We start from the raw sequence: 20,753 nt of genomic DNA, 5'->3' as shown, positions 1-20,753 counted from the left end.
GGCTATGAACCTCATCGAACAGATCGAAGCCGAGGAAATCGCCAAGGCAGGCAAGACCATCCCCGAATTTCGCGCAGGCGACACGCTGCGCATCGGTGTGAAGGTGGTTGAGGGTGAGCGCACCCGTATTCAGAACTATGAAGGCGTCTGCATCGCCCGCTCCAACAAGGGCATGGGCAGCAACTTCACCGTCCGCAAGATGAGCTTTGGCGAGGGCGTCGAGCGCGTCTTCCCGCTCTACAGCCCGAATATCGACAGCATCACCGTGGTGCGCAAGGGCGTCGTGCGTCGCGCCAAGCTCTATTATCTGCGTGGCCGCACCGGCAAGCGCGCCCGCATCGCCGAGCGTCGCGACAATCGCCCGACCGAGGGCTGATAACGCAAACCCTATCGCGTTTAGAAGGCTCGCTTCCTCGCTGGAGCGGGCCTTTTCTTATGCCTGGGGCGGTTGCCAGGTTGAGACGACGGCTTCATAATCGGGACGGGGGCGCTCGGACATTTCTTTGCCCGGCGTGCCGATGAACACGAACCCCGCAATCTTCTCAGGCGCGGAACCGAAGGCATCCCTCACCGCGTTGGAGTAAGCGGGCCAGGCGGTGAGCCAGCCGCCAGCAAAGCCGCTGGCATGGGCGGCGTGGAGCAGGTTCATCGCCGCAGCGCCTGCCGACAGTTCCTGTTCCCATAACGGGATGTGGCTCTCAGGCTTGGGGCTGTAGAGCACCACGACAAGGCACGGCGCCTGATGCGCGAACTCGTGCATGGCCGCGATCTCGAGCTTTCCCGCCTCGGGCTTCTCGGCCAGATAAGCGCTTTCCAGCAGCGCGGCGAGCGCATCGCGCTGATCGGGCCGCACGATCACGAAGCGCCACGGGAACAGCTTGCCGTGATCGGGGGTGCGGCTCGCTATCTCCAGCATGGTTCGCAGTTGCGCATCATCCGGGCCGGGGGCGATGAGCTCTCGCGGTTTGCCGGAACGGCGGGTCTTGAGGAGGGCGAGGGGGGAGGAGGTGTCGTTGAACATGAAAGCGCATCTGCGACAAAGAGCGGATTGAGGCAAGGCCCGCAGCGCTTTGGCGCTTCACAGCCCCGCGATTTCGGCTAGTCTGGCGGCGAGCACCCGCCCACAGATCACAGACCACAGGAGCAAGCATGGCCACCACGGCACCACAGGGTAACACGCACGGAACCCTGCTCGGCCATCCCAAGGGGCTGTTCATCCTCTTTTTCGCTGAGATGTGGGAGCGCTTTTCCTATTATGGCATGCGCGCGCTGCTGGTGCTGTATCTCACCAAGCATTTCCTGATGTCGGACGAGCAATCGGGCTATGTCTATGGCGCCTATACCAGCCTCGTCTATATCACTCCGGTGGTGGGTGGGTGGCTGGCCGACCATTATCTGGGGCAGCGGAAGGCGGTTTTGTTCGGCGGTATATTGATCGCTATCGGGCACCTGCTGCTCGGCGTGGAAGGTGGCGGCGGGCAGGATGCGGTCGCGCTCAATGCCTTCTGGACGGCGCTGGCGTTCATCATCGTCGGCACGGGATTCCTGAAAGCAAACATTTCCGCCATCGTGGGCCAACTCTACCCGCGTGACGACGTGCGCCGCGACCCCGCCTATACGATCTTCTACATGGGCATCAATCTGGGCGGGATATTGGGGCCGATAGCCTGCGGCATATTGGGCGAGACGGTCGGCTGGTCATGGGGGTTTGGCGCTGCGGCGGCGGGCATGTTGCTCGGCATTGTCGTGTTCGTGCTGGGCAAGCCGTTGCTGCTCGGAAAAGGCGAGCCTGCGCAGCCGGAGGTGCTGACCGAGCGCGTCGTCGGCCCGCTGACGCGCGAGTGGATCATCTATGGCGGCGCGGTGCTGTCTGTTCTGGGTGTGGCCTGGCTGGTGGGCAATCATGATGCGGTCGGCTGGCTGTTGATTGCCTGTGGCGTGCTGACGGTGCCCTATCTGTTGTGGGAGGCGTTCGCGCGGATGGAGCGGATCGACCGCGACAGGATGCTGGCGGCGCTGTTCCTGCTGGCGCTCAACCCACTGTTCTGGGGGCTGTTCGAGCAGGCAGGGTCTTCGCTCAACCTGTTCACCGACAGACATGTGGACCGGCATATATTGGGCTGGGAGGTGCCCGCCTCGGTGTTCCAGTCCGTCAACTCGATGTTCGTGGTCCTGCTCGCTCCGATGTTTGCCGGACTGTGGGTGTGGCTGGGCAAGCGCGGCAGAGAGCCATCGACGCCCGCCAAGTTCGGGCTGGCGCTGATTCAGGTCGGGCTCGGGTTCCTCGCGCTGGTATGGGGGGCGCATTGGGCGGGGCTGGACAATCCGACACCGGTGTTCTTCATCTTCGTCATTTATGCGCTGCACACGATGGGCGAGCTGTGTCTTTCGCCGGTGGGGCTTTCCGCCATGTCCAAGCTATCGCTGCCGCGGATGCTGGGGCTGATGATGGGCGTGTGGTTCCTGGCCACTGCGGCGGGAGATTTCATCGCCGGTCTGATCGCCGCCAATATCGGGGCAAAGAGCGCGGCGAGCGCCGATCCTGCGCTGGCGACGTTGGAGGTGTACAGCTCCGTCGGCTGGTTCGGCATTGTCGTGGGCGGCTTGGTGGTGCTGGTAGCGCCTTTCGTCAAGCGGCTGATGCACCTCGACAAGCTCAAGGAAGCCTGACCTCCGCGTTCCCACCCTCACGCCGATCGATCGTCGCGGTGAGAGCCATGTCCATCGTCACGTTGCCCAGCGTGCGCATCAGGTCAGGGAAGCTCTCTATCGCCACGAGCAGGCCCAACGGCTCGATCGGCAGGCCCATGGCGAGGCAGATCGGCCCGATCGATCCGATGAAGCTCACGGAGCCGGGCAGGCTGACCGAGCCGAGTGTCGTCAGCGTCGCGACGCCCACGCCTATGCCTATCTGCCACGGGGTCAGCGCGATGCCCGCCCACGCCGCGACGTAAAGCGCGACGCCGAGGTTGAACGCCGGGCTGGTGACACGAAATATCGTTACGGCAATGGGCAATACGACATCCGCAGTCTCGCGCCGCACGCCCAGCGCATCGACACCTTCCAGCATCGCTGGCAGGGATGCCAATGATGACTGGGTGGAGAGCGCCACCGCTTGCGCCGGGATCGATGCGCGCAGGAACCGTGCCGGGCCGACGTGCGCACCCACGAGCGCGAGCAGCATAGCGCCCAGCCAGATGACCGCTCCGGTCGTCACCAGTATCAGCACATAATGCGCAAGGCCGCCGAACGCCGCTGCCCCGCTTCGTGCGCCCAGCCCATAGGCAAGCGCGAACACGCCGAGCGGCGCCAGCCACAATATCCACCCGATCATGATGATGATCGCGGCGGACAGTCCCTCGAAAAAGTCCGTGACCGGCGCGCGTTGCTGTTGGGGCACACGCAGGAGCGCGAACGCAAGCAGCAGCGAGAACAGGATCACCGGTAACATCGCATCATCCACAGCAGCGGCAATGATGTTGGTGGGGACGATGGAGAGGAAAAAGTCGCTCGGTTGCGGCGCCGTGACGTGGCCCAACCCCGCCATGCCGGCCTGCAGCGCCATGCTGGCTTGCTCTGGCACCGGAAACAGGCGGAGCATCGCCGGGATCAGCAATGCGCCGATGCAGGTTGAAAGGACGAGCAACGCCAGCATCCAGCCGATGCTCCTTGCCGCCAGCCTACCAGAGCTCGCGGTCTGCGCCGTCTTCACGATGCCAGTAATGAGCAGTGCGACCGCGAGGGGCAGCACCGTCATGCGCAAGGCATTCAGCCAGATCGTGCCGACAATCTCGGCGGCCTCTCGCCCACCGGCGGCATGGTTGCCCATCGCCATGCCGAGGGATAGCCCGACAATCAGGCTGGCAAGGATGAGCAATGTTCGAGCCATAGGCGTTCCTTGCGCGTTGAACCGCTGGTTATGCCGCCCGATCCCCGCTCCGCAAAGCTTTTCTTGGGAGCCGCTTTTCGCTAAGGCCGGGGCTGAACGAAACCAGCGTGAGGCGGGACTTTTGAGCGGGCGCACATTTTTCGGGACGGACGGCATACGCGGGCGCACCAACCAGTGGCCGATGACCGCCGAGCTGGCGATGAAGGTCGGCATGGCGGCGGGCAAGCATTTCCTGCGCGGCAGCCACCGCCATCGCGTTGTCATCGGCAAGGATACGCGGCTCTCGGGCTATATGGTGGAAAACGCGCTGGTAGCGGGCTTCACGAGCGTGGGCATGGATGTGGTGCAGTTCGGGCCGATCCCTACGCCCGCAGTGGCGCTGCTGGCTCAATCGATGCGCGCGGACCTGGGCGTGATGATTTCGGCGAGCCACAATCCGTTTCACGACAACGGCATCAAGCTGTTCGGGCCGGACGGCTACAAGCTGTCTGACGAGGACGAGGCGAAGATCGAGGCGCTGTTGGGGGAGGAGATTGCGCTGGCGGAACCGCGAGACATTGGCCGGGCGCGGCGAGTGGAGGATGCACGCGGGCGCTATATCCATGCGGTAAAATCGAGCTTTCCCGCCGACCTGCGGCTGGATGGCCTGCGCATCGTCGTCGATTGCGCGAACGGTGCCGCCTATCAGGTCGCGCCCTCAGCCCTTTGGGAACTCGGCGCAGAAGTGATTGCAATCGGCGTGACGCCCGATGGCCTCAACATCAACGACCAATGCGGGTCCACTTCGCCGATGCTGTTGCAGGAGACGGTAGTATCTGCCGGCGCGGATATTGGGATCGCGCTCGATGGCGACGCGGACCGGCTGATCATCGTTGATGAGAAGGGCCAGATTGTCGATGGCGACCAGATCATGGCGCTGATCGCTTCGCGCTGGGCGGAGGAGGGGCGGCTCTCAGGCGGCGGGCTGGTCGCTACCGTGATGTCAAACCTCGGGCTGGAGCGGTTTCTCTCGGCGCGTGGCATCAACCTGCTGCGCACCAAGGTTGGGGACCGCTACGTGCTCGAGGCGATGCGCAGCGGTGGGTATAATGTTGGCGGCGAGCAATCCGGCCATATGATCCTGACCGATTATGCAACGACGGGCGATGGGACCATCGCCGCGCTGCAGGTGTTGGCCGCGCTGGTGCGGTCCGGCAAACGGGCGAGCGAGCTGATGCATCAGTTCGACAAGGTGCCCCAGCTGCTGAAGAACGTGCGCTTCGCGGGCGGCAGGCCGCTGGATCATGCCGATGTGCAGCGTGTCATCGCGCAGGCGGAGGCGGAGCTGAACGGCAGCGGCAGGCTTGTTATCCGTCCCTCGGGCACGGAGCCTGTCATCCGCGTGATGGCCGAAGGCGACAGCGCAGATCAGGTTAAGGATGTGGTCGAGCGCATCTGTGCTGAAGTCGCGCGGGTCGCGGCCTGATGCTGGAAATGCGGCCGGATTGCGAACGCTGCGGCGTCGATCTTCCGGCGGATGCGGGCGGGGCGTTCATCTGTTCGTTCGAGTGCACATTTTGCGCCGAATGCGCCGAGGCGCTGGATGACCGATGCCCCAATTGCGGCGGGGAACTGCTCGACAGGCCCACGCGCACTGGCAAGGCACTTGCCGCAAACCCGGCATCCACCACACGCTATCACAAGATATGATCGCCCGCGTCCTCATCATCGCCGGGTCTGACAGCGGCGGCGGGGCGGGCATACAGGCGGATATCAAGGCCGTCTCCGCGCTGGGCGGGCATGCGATGACGGCCATCACCGCCATCACGGCTCAGAATACGCTGGGGGTTGACGCGGTTCATCCGGTGCCGACGGAGATGGTGGTGGCACAGATGAATGCCGTGCTGTCCGACATTGGCGTAGACGCTGTGAAGATCGGCATGATCGGCTCGGCAGCGACGGCGCAGGCGGTGGCGGGGGAGCTAGAGCGGCTTGCGGGCGTGCCCATCGTGTTCGATCCGGTGATGGTGGCGACGAGCGGCTCCGCGCTGGCGGATAGCGATACCATCGCGGCCTTTACCCGCCTGATGTGCATTGCCACGCTCACCACGCCCAATCTACCAGAGCTGGCGGCGCTGGGCGGAGAGGATGCGGTACGGGCGCATGGCTGCGCGCTGCTGGTGAAGGGCGGGCATGGGACGAGTGACCTCCTTACCGACCGGCTGATTGCGGCTGATGGAGCGGAGACGCTCTGGCAGGACGCGCGGATCGATACGCTCCACACGCACGGTACCGGCTGCACGCTGGCATCCGGCATTGCCACGGGCCTGGCGCAGGGCATGAGCCTGCCCGATGCCATCGCCCGCGCGCGCGCCTATGTCCGTGCGGCCTTGTCCTGTGCGCCGGGGTTGGGGCAGGGGCATGGCCCGATGGGCTTTCCGGCGGAGCGGTTTTCATGATCGCCGGGGTTGACGAGGCGGGCAGGGGGCCTCTTGCCGGGCCGGTGGTTGCGGCGGCGGTGATACTGTGCAAACCGCGCCCCGCCGGGCTGGACGACAGCAAGAAAATTCCCGAAGCGCGACGCGCGACCCTTGCCGAGACGATCAGGCGGCGGTGCCACTGGGCGGTTGGCGTGGTTGATGTCGCCGAGATCGACCGGCTCAACATCTTCGGCGCGACGATGCTGGCGATGACGCTGGCGGTGGAGGGTTTGTGCGCCAAGATCGGCTGCGACCCGCTGCAAGTGCTGGTGGACGGCAATCTGACGCCACATGGTCGGCGGCCTGAGTGGCGTTGGCAGGCGCGGGCGATTGTCGGCGGTGACGCGATCGAGCCGTGCATATCCGCTGCGTCGATCGTCGCCAAGGAGCATCGCGACGCGCTGATGCGCGAGGCGGCGCGGGTGCACCCGCATTATGGGTGGGAGCGCAACAAAGGCTATGGCACCGCCGACCATCTCGCGGCGCTGCGCGAGCATGGACCAACCCCGCTACACCGCCGCAGCTTCGCGCCAGTGGCGCAGCTGGAGCTGCTCTGAAAATATTTTGCAAGGCTCTGCGCGCTGAGTCTTTTTCGCCACACCCCCATATGTTGAGTCCGCGCGAATCGTCGTGACTCTACATCTGGCCGTGTTCCCGGTTCGGACTCATCCACGCGCGATATAACGAAAAATTAACCAAGTTTACCGAGCTTGACGCACGGAATCCGAGGATTCATGCAGGCCTTCTGAATGATTTCGGGGGATGAAATATGGGTGTGTTGGAACGGGTCGACAGGCGCAAGGCGAAGGCAGTGGCAATCGCTGTGCCGGAGGTCGTACTCGAGACCGATCGGTTGATCCGGGGCGACTGCATCGCCGCCATGCGTGCACTCCCGGATGCCTGCGTCGACATGATCTTCGCCGATCCGCCCTATAACCTCCAGCTTGGCGGCGACCTCTCCCGCCCCGATGGCAGCCATGTCGATGCCGTAACCGACGAGTGGGACAAGTTTGACAGCTTCGCCGCCTATGACGCCTTCACGCGCGACTGGCTGCGTGAAGCCCGGCGCATTCTGAAACCCACCGGCACGCTCTGGGTGATCGGCAGCTATCACAATATCTTCCGTGTGGGTGCGAGCCTGCAGGATCAGGGCTTCTGGATCCTCAACGACATCATCTGGCGCAAGGCGAACCCGATGCCCAATTTCAAGGGCACGCGCTTCACCAACGCCCATGAGACGCTGATCTGGGCGAGCCAGAGCGAGAAGGCGAAATATACCTTCAACTATCGCGCGATGAAGACGCTGAACGATGAGCTGCAGATGCGGTCCGACTGGGTGCTGCCCATTTGCGGCGGGCAGGAGCGGCTGAAAAAGGGCGGGACAAAGGTCCATCCGACGCAGAAGCCGGAAAGCCTGCTGTATCGCGTGATGCTTGCCTGCACAAAGCCGGGCGATGTGGTGCTCGATCCCTTCTTCGGCACCGGGACGACCGGCGCGGTCGCCAAGCGGCTGGGTCGCAAATGGATCGGCATCGAGCGCGAGGAAAGCTATATCGAGGCGGCGCTGGAACGGATCGAGGCGGCGCTGCCGCTCGATGAAAGCGCGGTCGCGATCATGCAGACGCCGCGCCAGGCCCCCAAGGTCGCGTTCGGTACGCTGGTCGAGACGGGTATGCTGCCCCCCGGCGCGACACTGTGCGATAGCAAACGGCGCTGGAAGGCCGTGGTGCGCGCGGACGGTTCGCTGGAATGCGGCGGGCAGAGCGGCTCGATTCACGGACTGGGCGCAAAGCTGCAGGGCGCGCCAAGCTGCAACGGCTGGACCTTCTGGCAGGTGGACACGGCAGATGGCCTGAAGCCAATCGACACGTTGCGCCAGACATATCTGCTGGCAACGGAACCCTGAGCCAAACCAACGGTCGCGCGGCGGCGCCAGGTTCCTACAAATTGCGGGAGGGAGCTACCCTGTCTCTGCGGTAAAAAACCGCAGGATATGGCGCGAGTGACGGGGCTCGAACCCGCGACCTCCGGCGTGACAGGCCGGCGCTCTAACCAACTGAGCTACACCCGCGCATCAGGTGTGGAGGGGCCAGCTATCGGATGGGGAGGATGCTGTCAACACCCGCCGCGTAATTATTGCTGAAAGGCTTTCAGGCCTTCCAGCGCCCCGTCTCCATCCATTGCAGAAGCGGCTTCAGGGGCATGATCCAGACGATCCCGCTTACCACGTAGATCGGTATCTGCGCCCAACCGGGAAGGCGGGCCAAAGGCTCGGACAGGCTGCCGATGACGAAAGCCCAGAGCGCGATGAGCGCAAGTATCGCAAACATACCCGCTGGCTTGCGCCAGCTTGGCGGTGGAGGGGCGCCGATCATGCGGCTGGCTCTATCAGGCTGCGCTCTGTTATGACAAGATGCAGCGGCACGTCCCACGGATCGGACGGCACCTCCTCCACCTGCTGCACCGACCAGCCGAGGCCGATGCGCAGCGCGCCTTCATAACGGGCGAAGGCGCGGTCATAATAGCCGCCACCTTGGCCGAGCCGCATCAGCCGCTCATCAAACGCCAGCAAGGGCGCGATGATTGCATCCGGGTGGCAGAGGGGCGCGGTAGCCGGAGGGTGTCGGGTGCCGAACGGCCCGTCCTCCAGCGCATCGCCGGGCGCCCATGCGCGAAACTCCATGGTGCCCCTGCGGTCCACCGTACGCGGCAGGCATAATGCCTTGCCTTCTGCCAACAGCGCCTCGGCCAGGCGCAAGGCGGGGGCTTCGTCGTTCATCGCGACATAGAGCGCGATCATCCGCCGGTCTGACAGCAGTGCGCGCACGGGGCTGGGCAGCGCGCGAAAGGCGAGGCGGTGAGCCATTTGGTCCAGCCCCGCCACGAACGCCGCGCGCGTGGCACGAGCGGACAGGCGCAGGGCGGATTTGTTCTGAGGATCGTTCAAAATGTGCCCCGGCGAAATGTTGGCATTCCGTTCAGACGGAGCCGAAAAGTGTGATGTTCGAGCACCGGAGCGCAGCGTGCTCAAATGCACGTGAGCACCGGAGCGCAGAAGATCGCGCTTTGCAGGCCCGTATCAACGGAATGGCGGTTGGCGGGACCGCCGTGGTCGTTTGCCGGAATATCCTCTGACGCCTCAACGTCAGGTGGGGACCATATATGTCGGGCCACGACCCGCACAGGGACAGCCCCCTTGGATGTGATATCGCCTCAGGGATGTTCGCAAAGGCTCGTGCCGGGCAGTACCCGCCACTGACCTACTTAGGGTGCGCTGGCCCCGCCTGCAAGCTTTTGCGTGAGGGATTCGAGGCGCGCGGCGATAGCCTCTATCCGTGCTGCGGCCGCCTGTTCGTCAACACCACCCTGCCCGGGGGAAAGATCGAGCGCGCCCTGCGCCTTCCCTTGTCCACGCAGGTCATGCAGCTCGTCGGCCAGCAGGATCGCCGCAAACAGCAGCTGGCGTACCTCGGTGAGACCCGGCGAAGCGCGCCGGGCGACGGCGGTTTTCTCGTCGATGATGGCGGCGAGGCGGCGGAGCTGCCCTTCCTCGCCATCGCGGCAGTGCACGTCATAGTGTCGGCCCGCTATGTCCAGCGTGACTTCAGCCATCACGCCCTCCGCCCAGGGAGGCGATGAGTGCGTCCAGTTCCCCCACTGCCTGACGCATGGCGGCGTCTTTCTGGGCAACGCGGGTCTGCACGTCTGCATGTTGCCGGAGAAGCGCGGTCTCCGCGCCTGCGACCGCGCGATCGAGCCGGTCTAGCGCATCATTGAGGGTTTGGCCTGCCATGGTCCGGTCATAGCAACATCTTTAAACTCGGCACAAGCACCCAGATTGCACCCTTTTCCAACTGGACAACAGCGCAAATGATGGTTGCCGCGGTTGACGACTCACGGATAGCGGGACAAAGGAACCGCGCAAGCCTGCGACTCGCTATCTACGCGGGCGCGCCCGCCAACCCCGCGCACGAAAGCATTCGTCCGATGAGCATTTCCGAACAGACGCTGGCCAACGCGATACGGGTGCTCGCCATGGATGCGGTGCAGGCGGCCAATAGCGGCCACCCCGGCATGCCCATGGGTATGGCCGATGTCGCCACGGTGCTGTTTCGTGATTTCCTGAAATTCGATGCTTCCGCCCCGCACTGGGCGGATCGGGACCGTTTCGTGCTGTCGGCCGGGCACGGCTCGATGCTCATCTATGCGCTGCTGCACCTCAGCGGCTATGCACGGCCGACGATCGAGGACATCCGCAATTTCCGCCAGCTGCATAGCCCCTGCGCGGGCCATCCGGAGAATTTCGAGCTGCCGGGCGTGGAATGCACCACGGGGCCGCTGGGGCAGGGGCTGGCTATGGCCGTCGGCATGGCGATGGCCGAACGGCACCTCAACGGTGTGTTCGGGGATGAGCTGGTCGATCACAGGACCTGGGTGATCGCGGGCGATGGCTGCCTGATGGAAGGCATCAACCATGAGGCAATCGGCCTTGCCGGGCATCTGCAGCTTGGCCGCCTGAATGTGCTGTGGGACGACAACCGCATCACCATCGACGGCGACGTAAGCATGTCGTCGAGCGAAGATATCAAGGCGCGCTATGTTGCCACCGGCTGGCATGTGGTGAGCTGTGACGGGCATGACTTTGCCGACATCCGTCGCGCGCTTGCCGAAGCCGCCGCCGATCCGCGCCCGAGCCTTGTCGCCTGCCGTACGATCATCGGCAAGGGCGCTCCGAACAAGCAGGGCGGCCACAGCGTGCATGGCTCACCGCTGGGTGGAGATGAAATCGCCGCCGCGCGCGCCGAGCTGGGCTGGGCGTATGCGCCGTTCGAGATTCCGGCGGACATCAAGGCCGAGTGGGAAAAGGCAGGCGAGCGGGGCGATGCGGCCCGTGCCGATTGGGAAGCGCGCCTTGCAGCTTCTGCCAACAAGGCGGAGTTCGAGCGCCGCATGGCGGGTGAGCTGCCGACGGGCGATCTTGGCCTCAAGGGCTATATCGACGGCCTGATGGCAGACCCGAAAAAGGTCGCCACCCGCAAGGCTTCTGAAATGGCGCTGGAAGTGCTCACTGCCGCCGTGCCGGAAATGGTTGGCGGTTCGGCGGACCTAACCGGGTCCAACAACACCAAGACCAAGGCGACTGCGCCCTTTGGGCCTGACAGCTACGACGGCCGCTATGTCTACTACGGCATCCGCGAGTTCGGCATGTCTGCCGCGATGAACGGCATGGCGCTGCATGGCGGCATCATTCCCTATGGCGGCACGTTTCTGGTGTTTTCAGACTATTGCCGCAACGCGATCCGCATGTCCGCGATTCAGCGCCAGCGCGTGGTCTATGTGTTGACGCATGACAGCATCGGGCTGGGCGAGGACGGCCCGACGCACCAGCCAATCGAGCATGTGATGTCTATGCGCATGATCCCCAATCTCGAGGTGTTCCGCCCGGCGGACGTGATCGAGACGGCAGAGTGCTGGGAGCTGGCGCTGCGCAACGAAAACACCCCCTCGGTGCTGGCGCTGACCCGCCAGAACCTGCCGCAACTGCGCACCGAAGCAGCCGAGAACCGCTGCGCACGCGGGGCCTACACACTGTTTTCCTCTGAGGAGGATCGTAAGGTGGTGATCGTCGCCACCGGGTCCGAGGTCGAGATTGCGATGCAGGTGGCGCTCAATCTGGAGACGCACGGCATCGGCGCGGATGTCGTCTCTATGCCGTCGTGGAGCCGCTTCATGGCGCAGCCGGAAACCTATCGTGACGAGATTCTGCCGCACCATGTGCTGCGCGTCTCGATCGAGGCGGGCACGACCTTCGGCTGGGAAGCCATCACCGGGATCAACGGCCTGCGCTTCGGCATAGACACGTTCGGCGCGTCTGCCCCCATCGAGGCGCTGTATGACCATTTCGGCCTGACCGCGGAAAAGATCACGCCGCAGATCGTTGCGGCACTTAACGACTGAATGAATACGCAATAACAAGCAGGAGCTAGAACAGTGGCTGTCAAAGTAGCAATCAACGGTTTTGGCCGCATCGGCCGTCTTGTCGCCCGCGCGATCCTTTCGCGCACCGACCATGATCTGGAGCTGGTGAGCATCAACGACCTCGGCGACGCCAAGTCCAACGCGCTGCTGTTCAAGCGCGACAGCGTGCATGGCAATTTCGCCGGCACGGTCGAGGTCGACGGCAATGACCTCATCATCAACGGCAAGCGCATTCAGGTGACCGCCGAGCGCGACCCCGCCAACCTGCCCCACGCGGCGAACGGCGTGCAGATCGCGCTCGAATGCACCGGCATCTTTGCCGACAAGGCGAAGGCTTCGGCCCACCTCACCGCTGGCGCCAAGCGCGTCGTCATCTCCGCTCCGGCAACCGGCGTAGACAAGACCATCGTGTTCGGCGTCAACCATGAGAGCCTGACGGCCGACGACATCGTCATCTCGAATGCCAGCTGCACGACCAACTGCCTCGCCCCGCTCGCCAAGGTGCTGCATGACGCCGTGGGCATCGAAAAGGGCTTCATGACGACGATCCACAGCTATACCAACGACCAGAACACCCTGGATCAACTGCACAAGGACATGCGCCGCGCCCGCGCCGCCGCTGTTTCGATGATCCCGACCACCACCGGTGCTGCCCGCGCGGTGGGTGAGGTGCTGCCCGAGCTGAAGGGCAAGCTGGATGGTTCGTCCGTCCGCGTGCCGACGCCGAACGTATCGGTCGTCGACCTCAAGTTCATCGCCAAGCGCTCGACCACCGTGGACGAGGTGAACGGCCTGCTGAAGGCAGCGTCCGAGAATGGGCCATTGAAGGGCGTGCTCGGCTATTCGGATGAGCCGCTGGTCTCGATCGACTACAACACCGATCCGCGCAGCTCGACCGTGGACAGCCTGGAGACGGCCGTGATCGACGGCAACCTCGTCCGCGTCCTCAGCTGGTACGACAATGAATGGGGCTTCTCCAACCGCATGATCGACACCTCGGGTGTGGTGGCGAAGTTCCTCTGATCCGAATAACCGACCGCCCGCCCTTCATCAGATCGGCGGGCGGTTTTGCATGATATGGAAAGCGTGACGTGAAACCCTTCAAGACACTTGATGACATGGGCGAGATCCGCGGCCAGCGGGTGCTGGTGCGCGAAGACCTCAACGTGCCGATGAAGGATGGCGCGGTGACGGACGATACCCGCCTGCGTGCGGCCATGCCGACCGTCAACGAGCTGTCTGACCGGGGCGCGATCGTGCTGGTGCTCGCCCACTTTGGGCGGCCCAAGGGTCAGCCTAGCGCCGAGTTTTCGCTCAATCAGGTTACGGACGCATTTGCCGCCGTGCTGGGCCGCGCAGTGCGCTATGTGGATTGGGAAGGGGACGCTGCCGCAGTCTCTGCCCTTCAGCCCGGCGACATTGCGGTGCTGGAAAACACCCGCTTTTTCGGCGGAGAGGAAAAGAACGATCCTGCCGTGATCGATCGCTTTGCGGCGCTGGGTGACCTGTACGTCAACGACGCTTTCTCCGCCGCGCACCGCGCCCACGCCTCGACCGAAGGGCTGGCGCACAAGCTGCCGGCCTTTGCCGGTCGTTCGATGGAGAAGGAGCTGGACGCGCTTCAGGCGGCGCTCGGCAGCCCGGTAAAGCCGGTTGCGGCGGTGGTCGGCGGGGCGAAGGTCTCTTCCAAGCTCGATGTGCTGACCAACCTCATCACCAAGGTCGATCATCTCATCATCGGCGGTGGCATGGCGAACACCTTCCTTGCCGCGCGCGGGGTCGATGTCGGCAAGTCGCTGTGCGAGCATGATCTGGCCGAGACTGCCGAGAAGATCATGGACGCGGCGGATGCGGCAGGATGCACGATCCATCTGCCCTATGACGTGGTGGTGGCGAAGGAGTTTGCGGCGAACCCGCCCTCGGTGCGCACCTGCAACGTACATGAGGTTGCCGCCGACGAAATGATCCTCGACGTTGGCCCGGCGGCGGTGGAAGCGCTGGCGGACGTGCTGAAGACCTGCAAGACACTGGTGTGGAACGGCCCGCTCGGCGCATTCGAGATCGCGCCGTTTGACAAGGCGACGGTCGCGCTCGCGCAGACGGCGGCGGCGCTGACCAAGGAAGGGTCGCTCACTTCGGTGGCGGGGGGCGGGGATACCGTCGCCGCGCTCAACCATGCGGGCGTGGGCGCCGATTTCAGCTTTGTTTCGACCGCAGGCGGTGCCTTCCTCGAATGGATGGAGGGCAAGGAGCTGCCGGGTGTCAAAGCGTTAATGAACTGATCCTAATTGGGGACACAACGCTGGCCCGAGGCCGGCACAGCAAGCGGAGCATGTGCAGATGCAGTTTGATGAAATGACCAGCAAGATGGCCGACGGCAACGGCTTTATCGCCGCGCTAGACCAGAGCGGCGGATCCACCCCCAAGGCGCTGAAGGGCTATGGCATAGAGGAAGACGCCTATTCCGGCGACGAGGAGATGTTCGGCCTGATCCACGCGATGCGCAGCCGCATCATCACCTCGCCCTGCTTCACCGGCGAAAAGGTGATCGGCGCGATCCTGTTTGAGCGCACCATGGATGGTACCGTCGACGGCAAGCCGACACCGCAAGCGCTGGTCGAGCGTGGCGTCGTCCCCTTCATCAAGATCGACAAGGGTCTGGAGGACGAAGCCAACGGCGTGCAGCTGATGAAGCCGATGCCGGAACTGGACGCGCTGCTCACCCGTGCGAAGGCGCTCGGCGTGTTCGGCACCAAGGAGCGTTCGGTCATCAATTCCGCCAACCGCGAGGGCATCGCCGCCGTGGTCAAGCAGCAGTTCGAGGTGGGCCGCCAGGTCCTCTCCCACGGCATGATGCCGATCATCGAGCCGGAAGTGAACATCAAGAGCGAGACCCGCGCCGAGTGCGACCAGATCCTGCTCGAAGAGACGCTGAAAGCGCTCGATGCGCTGCCCGAGGGCCAGCAGGTGATGCTCAAGCTCTCGCTCCCCACCAAGCCGGGGCTGTTCGATCCGCTGGTCGACCACCCCAAGGTATTGCGCGTCGTTGCGCTGTCGGGCGGGTTCAAGCGCCCGGAGGCCTGCATCGAGCTGGCGAAGAACCGCGGCATCATCGCGAGCTTCAGCCGCGCGCTGCTCGAAGATTTGCGCCACCAGATGTCTGATGACGAGTTCAACCGCTCGCTGGGCGGCGCAATCAACGAGATCCACGCGGCGTCGACCGCCAAGGCACACAGCCCGGCGTAAGCGATAGCGGAAAAGCAAACAGGGAAGGGCGGGCGATCCCGCCCTTTTTTGTGGGGTGCCGGGATCAGAAATTGGCGGACAGGGTGTCCCCGAAACTAGCGTCCGGATGCATCCGTCAGCATTAGAATAAGCACGGAAAATAAGCGATAATAGGCTCTATCCAACTCCGTTCCCGTCCCGTTCTATCCGGTTGCGTTCCCATAAAACCGGCGTATTATCGGGGAACGGATTTGGGAACGGAGACGCAAGCCATGCCGCGCAAGCTCAGCAACGCCCTAACGCCTTTGGCGGTCAAGAACGCGAAACCGGGACGCCATGCGGACGGGGGCGGGCTGCATTTGCTGGTGAAGGAAACCGGCGCGCGGTCATGGGTCTATCGCTTCATGCTCAAGGGCAAGTCGCGCGACATTGGCTTGGGTGCGGCTGGACAAGGCGGCATTTCCCTTGCCGATGCCCGCACGGCGCGCGATGCTTTGCGGCTCAAGGTGAAAGCCGGGATTGATCCACTGGAGGAACGCCAGCGGGAGGCCACAGAGGCGCTTGCAGCGGCTCAGGCGGCTGCGATTGCCGGAATGACGTTCAAGGCTGTGGCAGAGGCTTATATCGGCGCGAATGAGGCGAGCTGGCGCAATAACAAGCACCGGCAGCAATGGCGCAACACGCTGGCCAGCTACGTCTATCCCGTCATGGGCGAATTGCCGGTTGCCGAAATTGGCACGGCGCATGTGCTGAAAATCCTTGAACCGATCTGGCAGGACAAGCCCGAAACCGCCAGCCGCATCCGGGGCAGGATTGAAACCGTCCTCGATGCCGCGAAGGCGCGCGGATACCGGGAGGGCGAAAACCCTGCCCGCTGGCGCGGCCATATCGCACAAATCCTGCCAGCCCGTTCCCGGCTTACGCGCGGCCATCACAAGGCCATGCCATATGAGTCTATACCGGCGTTCATGGTGAAACTGCGGGAGCGGGAGGCAATGGCGGCACTGGCGCTGGAGTTTGTCATTCTGACCGCCACGCGCACCAGCGAAGTGCTGGGGGCAACTTGGGCCGAAGTCGATTTGGACAAGGCAATCTGGACCGTGCCAGCGTCTCGCATGAAGGCGGGCAAGGAGCATCGCATTCCCCTGTCGCCGCGCGCTGTCGAGATTCTGGAGACCGTGAAACCGCTCGGCAAGGCCAGCCTGTTTCCAGCCGACAAGGGTGGCAAGCTGTCCACAATGGCCATGTCAATGTTGCTTCGCCGCATGAAGCTGGAATGCACCGTTCACGGCTTCCGTTCGGGCTTCCGCGATTGGGCAGCCGAATGCACTGGCTATGCCCATGAAGTTTGCGAAATGGCGCTGGCCCATGTGATCGGCAACAAGTCCGAAGCGGCTTACCGGCGCGGCGATCTATTCGACAAGCGGCGGCGGCTCATGGCCGATTGGGCAACCTATTGCGCCAGCGACGGCGCGGCTGGTGCCAAGGTTTCGCCAATCCGGGGAGCGGCGGCATGAACGGCATTTTCTACATTGATGAAACGGCGGTTGAGGCCACTACCGGGCACATGCTGGTGACGTTCAAATCTGGCGGCGATGCCTTTCGCTTCCACCTTCCCGCCCATGTGGCGCTTAGGTTTCGGCAAGCCGTGATGCAGGATGCTTGGCAGGTATGTTGTGCGCCGGATGCGGAAGTTGTGAAACTCCAGCCGAAGCGGAAAAGCCGTGCCAAAGCCAAGCAAGAATAGTGGGCACGGCGGCGCTCGCTCTGGGGCAGGACGCCCACGAAAACATGACTTTTGGCAGATGTTGACCATAGGCCAGGATTGCGAAACGCGCTGGCGCGGAGAATCCAAGCTGGCCATTGAAGCGGGCCTTTCCCGCCTTCCCCATGCCGACAACATACGGGCGCTTCAGGAAGGCGCTCAAGCAATCCCTGTGTCGCAACGCAAGGCATGGCTCGCAGGCGATGGTTATGACGATCACAGGGGCGACATAGAGGCATTCCTCCATGATCGCGCTGGCACCCCCTTTAGCGACGAAAGCGGCAACTACCTTGGCGCGGCTCCACGGTTGGTTACAGTCTCAACAAAGCCGCGAAGGGGCACGCGCAAACGAATTATCGCCGAAGTCGCCAGTTTATCGGGGCTGTCCGAATCAGCGGTCGATAACCTGTGGCAAGCATATCGTCGCTTTGAGCGAGAGTCGCAGGATTCCACCGAAACTTGAATTTTAGGCACTTCGACAAGCGACTAATCGGACAAGTCTAAACCCCTGTGCGTCCGCACTTATCGCGGCAAAGCAGCACAGGGAATTTCCCATGACAAAAGCATACGGCACCTTGCCCGAGGCCGTGCAGTTTTCGGGCATGTCGCGCACCTCAATCTATGAGGCGTTGAAGCGCGGCGATCTCAAGGCTCGCAAGGCCGGGCGGCGCACGTTGATCTCGTTTGCCGATCTCGAAACCTATCTGGCCAGCCTTCCGACCTATCAGGCGGGGGCATGAGCGATGGCAGCACAAATGCAAAACCCCGGCGGGCAGGCCGGGGCTTCGCGCAATCAACTTGGCGGCTGGTTGCATCCCTCATCTACCGCATCGGACTGGCGGGCGCAAATGCTTGCGGCCCGTTTCTGCCTGTCGCCTTGGATGGCGCGGGATATGGCGCGGCTCTGCTTTGGGGAGGGCTGCAATGACTGAGCGGCCCTTTCCCGATCACCGGGCAGCGGCGCTTGCCCTGCTCAACGGCAATCACAGGCTCAGCCGCAAGGCCGGGCAATTCCTTGGCCAGCTTGCCGTCGATTCCACGCCCATGAGCGAAGCGCAGGCCGATTGGCTTGCGAAGCTGCTGGACCGCGCGAGTTTGCCGCCGATGGCACAGGGAGGCGCGAAATGAGTGCCTATTCCGATGCAGCGGGGCACCGGAATGTGGAAACCTCGATTGCCGCTGCCGACGCCATAGCGCCCAAGCTGGGGCGGCTCCAGCGCATGGCGGAGGGCGCAATCCGCGATGCTGGCGCGCATGGCCTTACCGCCGATGAACTGGCGGCGCGGCTCGATATGGACCGCTGGTCCATCCAGCCCCGCACCAGCGAGTTGCGGCGCAAGGGGCTTATCCGTGACAGCGGGCAGCGCAGGCCGAACAGCACCGGCAAGCGGGCCATTGTCTGGATTGCCGCGTGATCGCTGCCGCCATGCCCAAGCCGCACAATAGCGCCCGGCATGGCGGCGCTTTGAAACTTCACCGGGATCGCGGTTTCGGTGAAGTTTCAATTGCACCGCTCCAGCCACAGTCGCCCGCAAATCCGCCGATTGTCCGAACTGGCACGGCGCTTGCGATTAATTACCTTACCTCTGGTGTGGCAGCCCTTTCCACTTGCAGCACTGGCAGAGGCGGCGCGCGCAACCGTGCCGACCGGGAGAGCCTTGCTCTGACAATGGCTCAAATTGGCAATCTCAAGGCCGCTGAGCGCCATGCCGAAAAAATCGGGCTGCCGTTCACCCGAATGATCTCAATTCACTGGCAGGCCGCTGGAGTGCCCTTGGCGGGCATGGCGAAGGCGACCGGGCGCTTTACCGATCTCATGGCGAAGGCTCTGGCCCGGCATGGCAGCGGGACGGCATGGCTCTGGACGCATGAGAACGGCGACGGGAAAGGCGGGCACTGCCACTTGCTCGCCCATGTGCCTGCCGATCTCGTTCCCGTTGTTACGGCGCTGCAACGGGGCTGGCTGCGCCGAATCACACTGCGCAGTTATCGCGCGCGCGTAATCCACAGCAAACCGATAGGCGGACGGCTGGGGCTGGAGGCGGGCAATCCCGATCTCCACGCCGTCAATCTGGAGGCGGCGCTTGCCTATGTCCTGAAAGGGGCAAGCCCTGAGGCCGCGTCAAAATTCGGCCTGGAGCGGCTGGAGGCGGGCGGGCGCGTGATCGGCAAGCGTTGCGGAACCTCTCAAAACATCGGCGCGAAAGCGCGCAAGGCAAAGGACTGACAATGGCGAAAAAGGCGAAAGCCAATCCCGACGATGGACTGGTGGCACCGGGCGAAACCGGCAAGCTCGAAGTCGAAAAGCGGACGGACGAAAAAATCGGGCGGACGTTGGCCCGGATCACGCTGGACCCGCAAACCCGCAATGCCAATTTGGCAATGTCGTTCGGCTCGCAAATGTTTGGCGACCAACTCAAGCCCGACATTGCCGAAAGCAGCGCAGTGCTGGCGGAGGAAATTCAGCGCGCGATGAAAGGCGACCTGTCGCTGGCCAGCCGCATATTCACCTCGCAAGCGATCTCGCTGGACGCGTTGTTTACCGACATGGCCCGGCGCTCGGGCAACAACATGGGTCATTATCCCGACGCGGCGGACAGATACATGCGGCTGGCGCTCAAGGCCCAAGCTGCATGTCGATCCACGCTGGAGGCACTGGCAAGGCTCCACCAGCCGCGCGAACAAACCGTCAAGCATGTGCATGTGAACGAAGGCGGGCAGGCGGTGGTTGCCGATCATTTCCACCAGCACAAGGGGGACCGGGAAAATGGAAAATCAGTCAAACAATCCGATGCAACCGGCCCGGCTGGCGCAATCACCGCGCTGCCTAGCCCGAACCCGCTCGGGAACGGAGTGCAAGTCCCCGGCAGTGAAGGGCAAGCGCCGCTGCCGGATGCACGGCGGCACGAATCCCGGCGCACCTAGGGGCAACCGCAACGCCCGAAAGCATGGCGGCTATTCTGCCAAGGCAAAGGCAGCGGCCCGATACGTGAGGGAAATTGCGCGGCTGGTGCGCGAAACGCCATGACCTGAACTTGATTGGCTCGCCTCCCTCGCGTTTCGGCGCTTTCGGTCAATTGCCCGTTGCCAGTCATTTTTGACTGGAAAGCTGCCATTGCCGCGAATGCGCGGCTTTCCGCCATTTCCAGCCGCGATTTGTCGCGTAGGGTGTGTATCGAACTGCACCCGCACCAGCCTGAAAAGTTGCCCGATCTGGCCTAGCCGATCTGCAATCTCATTCCGGCGGCATTGTGAGGCTAAGCGCCTAGCGCGTGGTCTATCGGGGAGCGGTTATGGGAACAAAGCCGTTGATTTGAAAAAATAGAAACAAAATCAATTGCAATTGGCGGACAGGGTGGGATTCGAACCCACGGTGAGCTTCCACCCACGGCGGTTTTCAAGACCGCTGCCTTAAACCACTCGGCCACCTGTCCGC

The 20,753-nt window shown here is 63.5% G+C and carries 25 protein-coding genes and 2 tRNA genes; 19 read left to right on the top strand and 8 right to left on the bottom strand.

The features are described 5' to 3' along the window. Positions 1–4: 4 nt before the first annotated feature. A complete protein-coding gene (rplS, locus tag OOT33_RS04995; protein WP_307748904.1) occupies positions 5–376 on the top strand; it encodes a 50S ribosomal protein L19 in 372 nt (123 codons plus the stop codon). A gap of 57 nt (positions 377–433) precedes the next feature. On the opposite strand, the gene OOT33_RS04990 is transcribed toward rplS, so the two are convergent. Beyond that, positions 434–1,021 (bottom strand): nitroreductase family protein, encoded by a 588-nt coding sequence (locus OOT33_RS04990; protein ID WP_307748903.1) that lies wholly within the window; start codon positions 1,019–1,021, stop codon positions 434–436. 128 nt (positions 1,022–1,149) lie between these two features. On the opposite strand from OOT33_RS04990, the gene OOT33_RS04985 reads away from it, so the two are divergent. Continuing rightward, a complete protein-coding gene (locus tag OOT33_RS04985) occupies positions 1,150–2,670 on the top strand; it encodes an oligopeptide:H+ symporter (RefSeq protein ID WP_307748902.1) in 1,521 nt (506 codons plus the stop codon). Here OOT33_RS04985 and OOT33_RS04980 read toward each other — a convergent pair. Beyond that, positions 2,657–3,889: a cation:dicarboxylate symporter family transporter gene (locus OOT33_RS04980; RefSeq protein ID WP_307748901.1), complete on the bottom strand. Its 1,233-nt coding sequence runs from the start codon at positions 3,887–3,889 to the stop codon at positions 2,657–2,659. The genes OOT33_RS04985 and OOT33_RS04980 overlap by 14 nt on opposite strands. 121 nt (positions 3,890–4,010) lie before the next feature. On the opposite strand from OOT33_RS04980, the gene glmM reads away from it, so the two are divergent. The 5 genes from glmM (at position 4,011) to OOT33_RS04955 (ending at position 8,254) form a co-directional block, all read left to right on the top strand. Next, positions 4,011–5,354: a phosphoglucosamine mutase gene (gene glmM / locus OOT33_RS04975; protein ID WP_307748900.1), complete on the top strand. Its 1,344-nt coding sequence runs from the start codon at positions 4,011–4,013 to the stop codon at positions 5,352–5,354. Further along, positions 5,354–5,578, top strand: coding sequence for a DUF1272 domain-containing protein (locus tag OOT33_RS04970; protein WP_307748899.1), 225 nt, complete (start codon positions 5,354–5,356; stop codon positions 5,576–5,578). The genes glmM and OOT33_RS04970 overlap by 1 nt, the downstream gene beginning before the upstream one ends. Further along, positions 5,575–6,327, top strand: a complete 753-nt coding sequence (thiD, locus tag OOT33_RS04965) for a bifunctional hydroxymethylpyrimidine kinase/phosphomethylpyrimidine kinase (RefSeq protein ID WP_307748898.1) — start codon at positions 5,575–5,577, stop codon at positions 6,325–6,327. The genes OOT33_RS04970 and thiD overlap by 4 nt, the downstream gene beginning before the upstream one ends. Beyond that, positions 6,324–6,905: a ribonuclease HII gene (locus OOT33_RS04960; RefSeq protein WP_307748897.1), complete on the top strand. Its 582-nt coding sequence runs from the start codon at positions 6,324–6,326 to the stop codon at positions 6,903–6,905. The genes thiD and OOT33_RS04960 overlap by 4 nt, the downstream gene beginning before the upstream one ends. Positions 6,906–7,117: 212 nt before the next feature. Next, positions 7,118–8,254, top strand: coding sequence for a DNA methyltransferase (locus OOT33_RS04955; protein ID WP_307748896.1), 1,137 nt, complete (start codon positions 7,118–7,120; stop codon positions 8,252–8,254). Between the two features lie 88 nt (positions 8,255–8,342). Here OOT33_RS04955 and OOT33_RS04950 read toward each other — a convergent pair. The 5 genes from OOT33_RS04950 to OOT33_RS04930 form a co-directional block, all read right to left on the bottom strand. Then, a tRNA-Asp gene (locus OOT33_RS04950) sits at positions 8,343–8,419 on the bottom strand. A gap of 79 nt (positions 8,420–8,498) precedes the next feature. Then, positions 8,499–8,723, bottom strand: a complete 225-nt coding sequence (locus OOT33_RS04945; RefSeq protein ID WP_307748895.1) for a DUF2842 domain-containing protein — start codon at positions 8,721–8,723, stop codon at positions 8,499–8,501. After that, positions 8,720–9,295: a 5-formyltetrahydrofolate cyclo-ligase gene (locus OOT33_RS04940; RefSeq protein WP_307748894.1), complete on the bottom strand. Its 576-nt coding sequence runs from the start codon at positions 9,293–9,295 to the stop codon at positions 8,720–8,722. The genes OOT33_RS04945 and OOT33_RS04940 overlap by 4 nt, the downstream gene beginning before the upstream one ends. A gap of 317 nt (positions 9,296–9,612) precedes the next feature. Next, entirely contained in the window at positions 9,613–9,960 is a 348-nt protein-coding gene (locus tag OOT33_RS04935; RefSeq protein ID WP_307748893.1) for a cell division protein ZapA, read from the bottom strand. After that, positions 9,953–10,141 carry a hypothetical protein gene (locus OOT33_RS04930; RefSeq protein WP_307748892.1) on the bottom strand — a complete coding sequence of 63 codons (189 nt, stop codon included), beginning with the start codon at positions 10,139–10,141 and terminating at the stop codon, positions 9,953–9,955. The genes OOT33_RS04935 and OOT33_RS04930 overlap by 8 nt, the downstream gene beginning before the upstream one ends. Before the next feature lie 194 nt (positions 10,142–10,335). Here OOT33_RS04930 and tkt point away from each other — a divergent pair, with 194 nt between their 5' ends. The 12 genes from tkt (at position 10,336) to OOT33_RS17855 (ending at position 20,345) form a co-directional block, all read left to right on the top strand. After that, on the top strand, positions 10,336–12,306 hold the full coding sequence (gene tkt, locus OOT33_RS04925) for a transketolase (RefSeq protein WP_307748891.1): 1,971 nt from the start codon (positions 10,336–10,338) through the stop codon (positions 12,304–12,306). A gap of 33 nt (positions 12,307–12,339) precedes the next feature. Next, entirely contained in the window at positions 12,340–13,350 is a 1,011-nt protein-coding gene (gene gap, locus OOT33_RS04920) for a type I glyceraldehyde-3-phosphate dehydrogenase (RefSeq protein ID WP_307748890.1), read from the top strand. A 95-nt stretch (positions 13,351–13,445) separates the two neighbouring features. Beyond that, positions 13,446–14,609 (top strand): phosphoglycerate kinase, encoded by a 1,164-nt coding sequence (gene pgk, locus OOT33_RS04915; RefSeq protein ID WP_307749303.1) that lies wholly within the window; start codon positions 13,446–13,448, stop codon positions 14,607–14,609. Between the two features lie 58 nt (positions 14,610–14,667). After that, on the top strand, positions 14,668–15,573 hold the full coding sequence (locus tag OOT33_RS04910) for a fructose bisphosphate aldolase (RefSeq protein ID WP_307748889.1): 906 nt from the start codon (positions 14,668–14,670) through the stop codon (positions 15,571–15,573). Positions 15,574–15,824: 251 nt separating this feature from the next. Next, positions 15,825–17,069 carry an integrase arm-type DNA-binding domain-containing protein gene (locus OOT33_RS04905; protein ID WP_307748888.1) on the top strand — a complete coding sequence of 415 codons (1,245 nt, stop codon included), beginning with the start codon at positions 15,825–15,827 and terminating at the stop codon, positions 17,067–17,069. Continuing rightward, entirely contained in the window at positions 17,066–17,299 is a 234-nt protein-coding gene (locus OOT33_RS04900; protein ID WP_307748887.1) for a hypothetical protein, read from the top strand. Before OOT33_RS04905 ends, OOT33_RS04900 begins: the two co-directional genes overlap by 4 nt. Before the next feature lie 572 nt (positions 17,300–17,871). Then, positions 17,872–18,057 carry a helix-turn-helix domain-containing protein gene (locus OOT33_RS04895; protein WP_307748886.1) on the top strand — a complete coding sequence of 62 codons (186 nt, stop codon included), beginning with the start codon at positions 17,872–17,874 and terminating at the stop codon, positions 18,055–18,057. A gap of 184 nt (positions 18,058–18,241) precedes the next feature. After that, positions 18,242–18,445 carry a hypothetical protein gene (locus tag OOT33_RS04890; RefSeq protein WP_307748885.1) on the top strand — a complete coding sequence of 68 codons (204 nt, stop codon included), beginning with the start codon at positions 18,242–18,244 and terminating at the stop codon, positions 18,443–18,445. After that, on the top strand, positions 18,442–18,732 hold the full coding sequence (locus OOT33_RS04885; RefSeq protein ID WP_307748884.1) for a hypothetical protein: 291 nt from the start codon (positions 18,442–18,444) through the stop codon (positions 18,730–18,732). The genes OOT33_RS04890 and OOT33_RS04885 overlap by 4 nt, the downstream gene beginning before the upstream one ends. Before the next feature lie 254 nt (positions 18,733–18,986). Continuing rightward, a complete protein-coding gene (locus tag OOT33_RS04880; protein ID WP_307748883.1) occupies positions 18,987–19,544 on the top strand; it encodes a hypothetical protein in 558 nt (185 codons plus the stop codon). A 2-nt stretch (positions 19,545–19,546) separates the two neighbouring features. Then, entirely contained in the window at positions 19,547–20,242 is a 696-nt protein-coding gene (locus OOT33_RS04875; protein ID WP_307748882.1) for a hypothetical protein, read from the top strand. Next, positions 20,187–20,345, top strand: a complete 159-nt coding sequence (locus OOT33_RS17855; RefSeq protein ID WP_373690499.1) for a hypothetical protein — start codon at positions 20,187–20,189, stop codon at positions 20,343–20,345. The genes OOT33_RS04875 and OOT33_RS17855 overlap by 56 nt, the downstream gene beginning before the upstream one ends. Before the next feature lie 316 nt (positions 20,346–20,661). Here OOT33_RS17855 and OOT33_RS04870 read toward each other — a convergent pair. Beyond that, positions 20,662–20,751: transfer RNA gene (locus OOT33_RS04870), tRNA-Ser, on the bottom strand. Positions 20,752–20,753 lie beyond the last annotated feature (2 nt).

It is taken from the genome of Sphingobium sp. DEHP117 (assembly GCF_030867385.1).
GTDB lineage: Bacteria > Pseudomonadota > Alphaproteobacteria > Sphingomonadales > Sphingomonadaceae > Sphingobium.
This window is presented reverse-complemented; position numbering and strand designations above follow the sequence as displayed.

Excerpts from the sequence above, each read along its gene's own strand:
- rplS (WP_307748904.1), top strand. The coding sequence starts at position 5 with ATGAACCTCATCGAACAGATCGAAGCCGAGGAAATCGCCAAGGCAGGC.
- OOT33_RS04985 (WP_307748902.1), top strand. The coding sequence starts at position 1,150 with ATGGCCACCACGGCACCACAGGGTAACACGCACGGAACCCTGCTCGGC.
- OOT33_RS04990 (WP_307748903.1), bottom strand. The coding sequence starts at position 1,021 with ATGTTCAACGACACCTCCTCCCCCCTCGCCCTCCTCAAGACCCGCCGT.
- OOT33_RS04980 (WP_307748901.1), bottom strand. The coding sequence starts at position 3,889 with ATGGCTCGAACATTGCTCATCCTTGCCAGCCTGATTGTCGGGCTATCC.
- OOT33_RS04910 (WP_307748889.1), top strand. The coding sequence starts at position 14,668 with ATGCAGTTTGATGAAATGACCAGCAAGATGGCCGACGGCAACGGCTTT.
- OOT33_RS04945 (WP_307748895.1), bottom strand. The coding sequence starts at position 8,723 with ATGATCGGCGCCCCTCCACCGCCAAGCTGGCGCAAGCCAGCGGGTATG.
- OOT33_RS04930 (WP_307748892.1), bottom strand. The coding sequence starts at position 10,141 with ATGGCAGGCCAAACCCTCAATGATGCGCTAGACCGGCTCGATCGCGCG.
- OOT33_RS04885 (WP_307748884.1), top strand. The coding sequence starts at position 18,442 with ATGAGTGCCTATTCCGATGCAGCGGGGCACCGGAATGTGGAAACCTCG.
- OOT33_RS04875 (WP_307748882.1), top strand. The coding sequence starts at position 19,547 with ATGGCGAAAAAGGCGAAAGCCAATCCCGACGATGGACTGGTGGCACCG.
- OOT33_RS04880 (WP_307748883.1), top strand. The coding sequence starts at position 18,987 with ATGGCTCAAATTGGCAATCTCAAGGCCGCTGAGCGCCATGCCGAAAAA.
- thiD (WP_307748898.1), top strand. The coding sequence starts at position 5,575 with ATGATCGCCCGCGTCCTCATCATCGCCGGGTCTGACAGCGGCGGCGGG.
- OOT33_RS04905 (WP_307748888.1), top strand. The coding sequence starts at position 15,825 with ATGCCGCGCAAGCTCAGCAACGCCCTAACGCCTTTGGCGGTCAAGAAC.
- pgk (WP_307749303.1), top strand. The coding sequence starts at position 13,446 with ATGGGCGAGATCCGCGGCCAGCGGGTGCTGGTGCGCGAAGACCTCAAC.
- OOT33_RS04935 (WP_307748893.1), bottom strand. The coding sequence starts at position 9,960 with ATGGCTGAAGTCACGCTGGACATAGCGGGCCGACACTATGACGTGCAC.
- OOT33_RS04900 (WP_307748887.1), top strand. The coding sequence starts at position 17,066 with ATGAACGGCATTTTCTACATTGATGAAACGGCGGTTGAGGCCACTACC.
- OOT33_RS04960 (WP_307748897.1), top strand. The coding sequence starts at position 6,324 with ATGATCGCCGGGGTTGACGAGGCGGGCAGGGGGCCTCTTGCCGGGCCG.
- OOT33_RS04895 (WP_307748886.1), top strand. The coding sequence starts at position 17,872 with ATGACAAAAGCATACGGCACCTTGCCCGAGGCCGTGCAGTTTTCGGGC.
- OOT33_RS04970 (WP_307748899.1), top strand. The coding sequence starts at position 5,354 with ATGCTGGAAATGCGGCCGGATTGCGAACGCTGCGGCGTCGATCTTCCG.
- OOT33_RS04890 (WP_307748885.1), top strand. The coding sequence starts at position 18,242 with ATGACTGAGCGGCCCTTTCCCGATCACCGGGCAGCGGCGCTTGCCCTG.
- tkt (WP_307748891.1), top strand. The coding sequence starts at position 10,336 with ATGAGCATTTCCGAACAGACGCTGGCCAACGCGATACGGGTGCTCGCC.
- OOT33_RS04955 (WP_307748896.1), top strand. The coding sequence starts at position 7,118 with ATGGGTGTGTTGGAACGGGTCGACAGGCGCAAGGCGAAGGCAGTGGCA.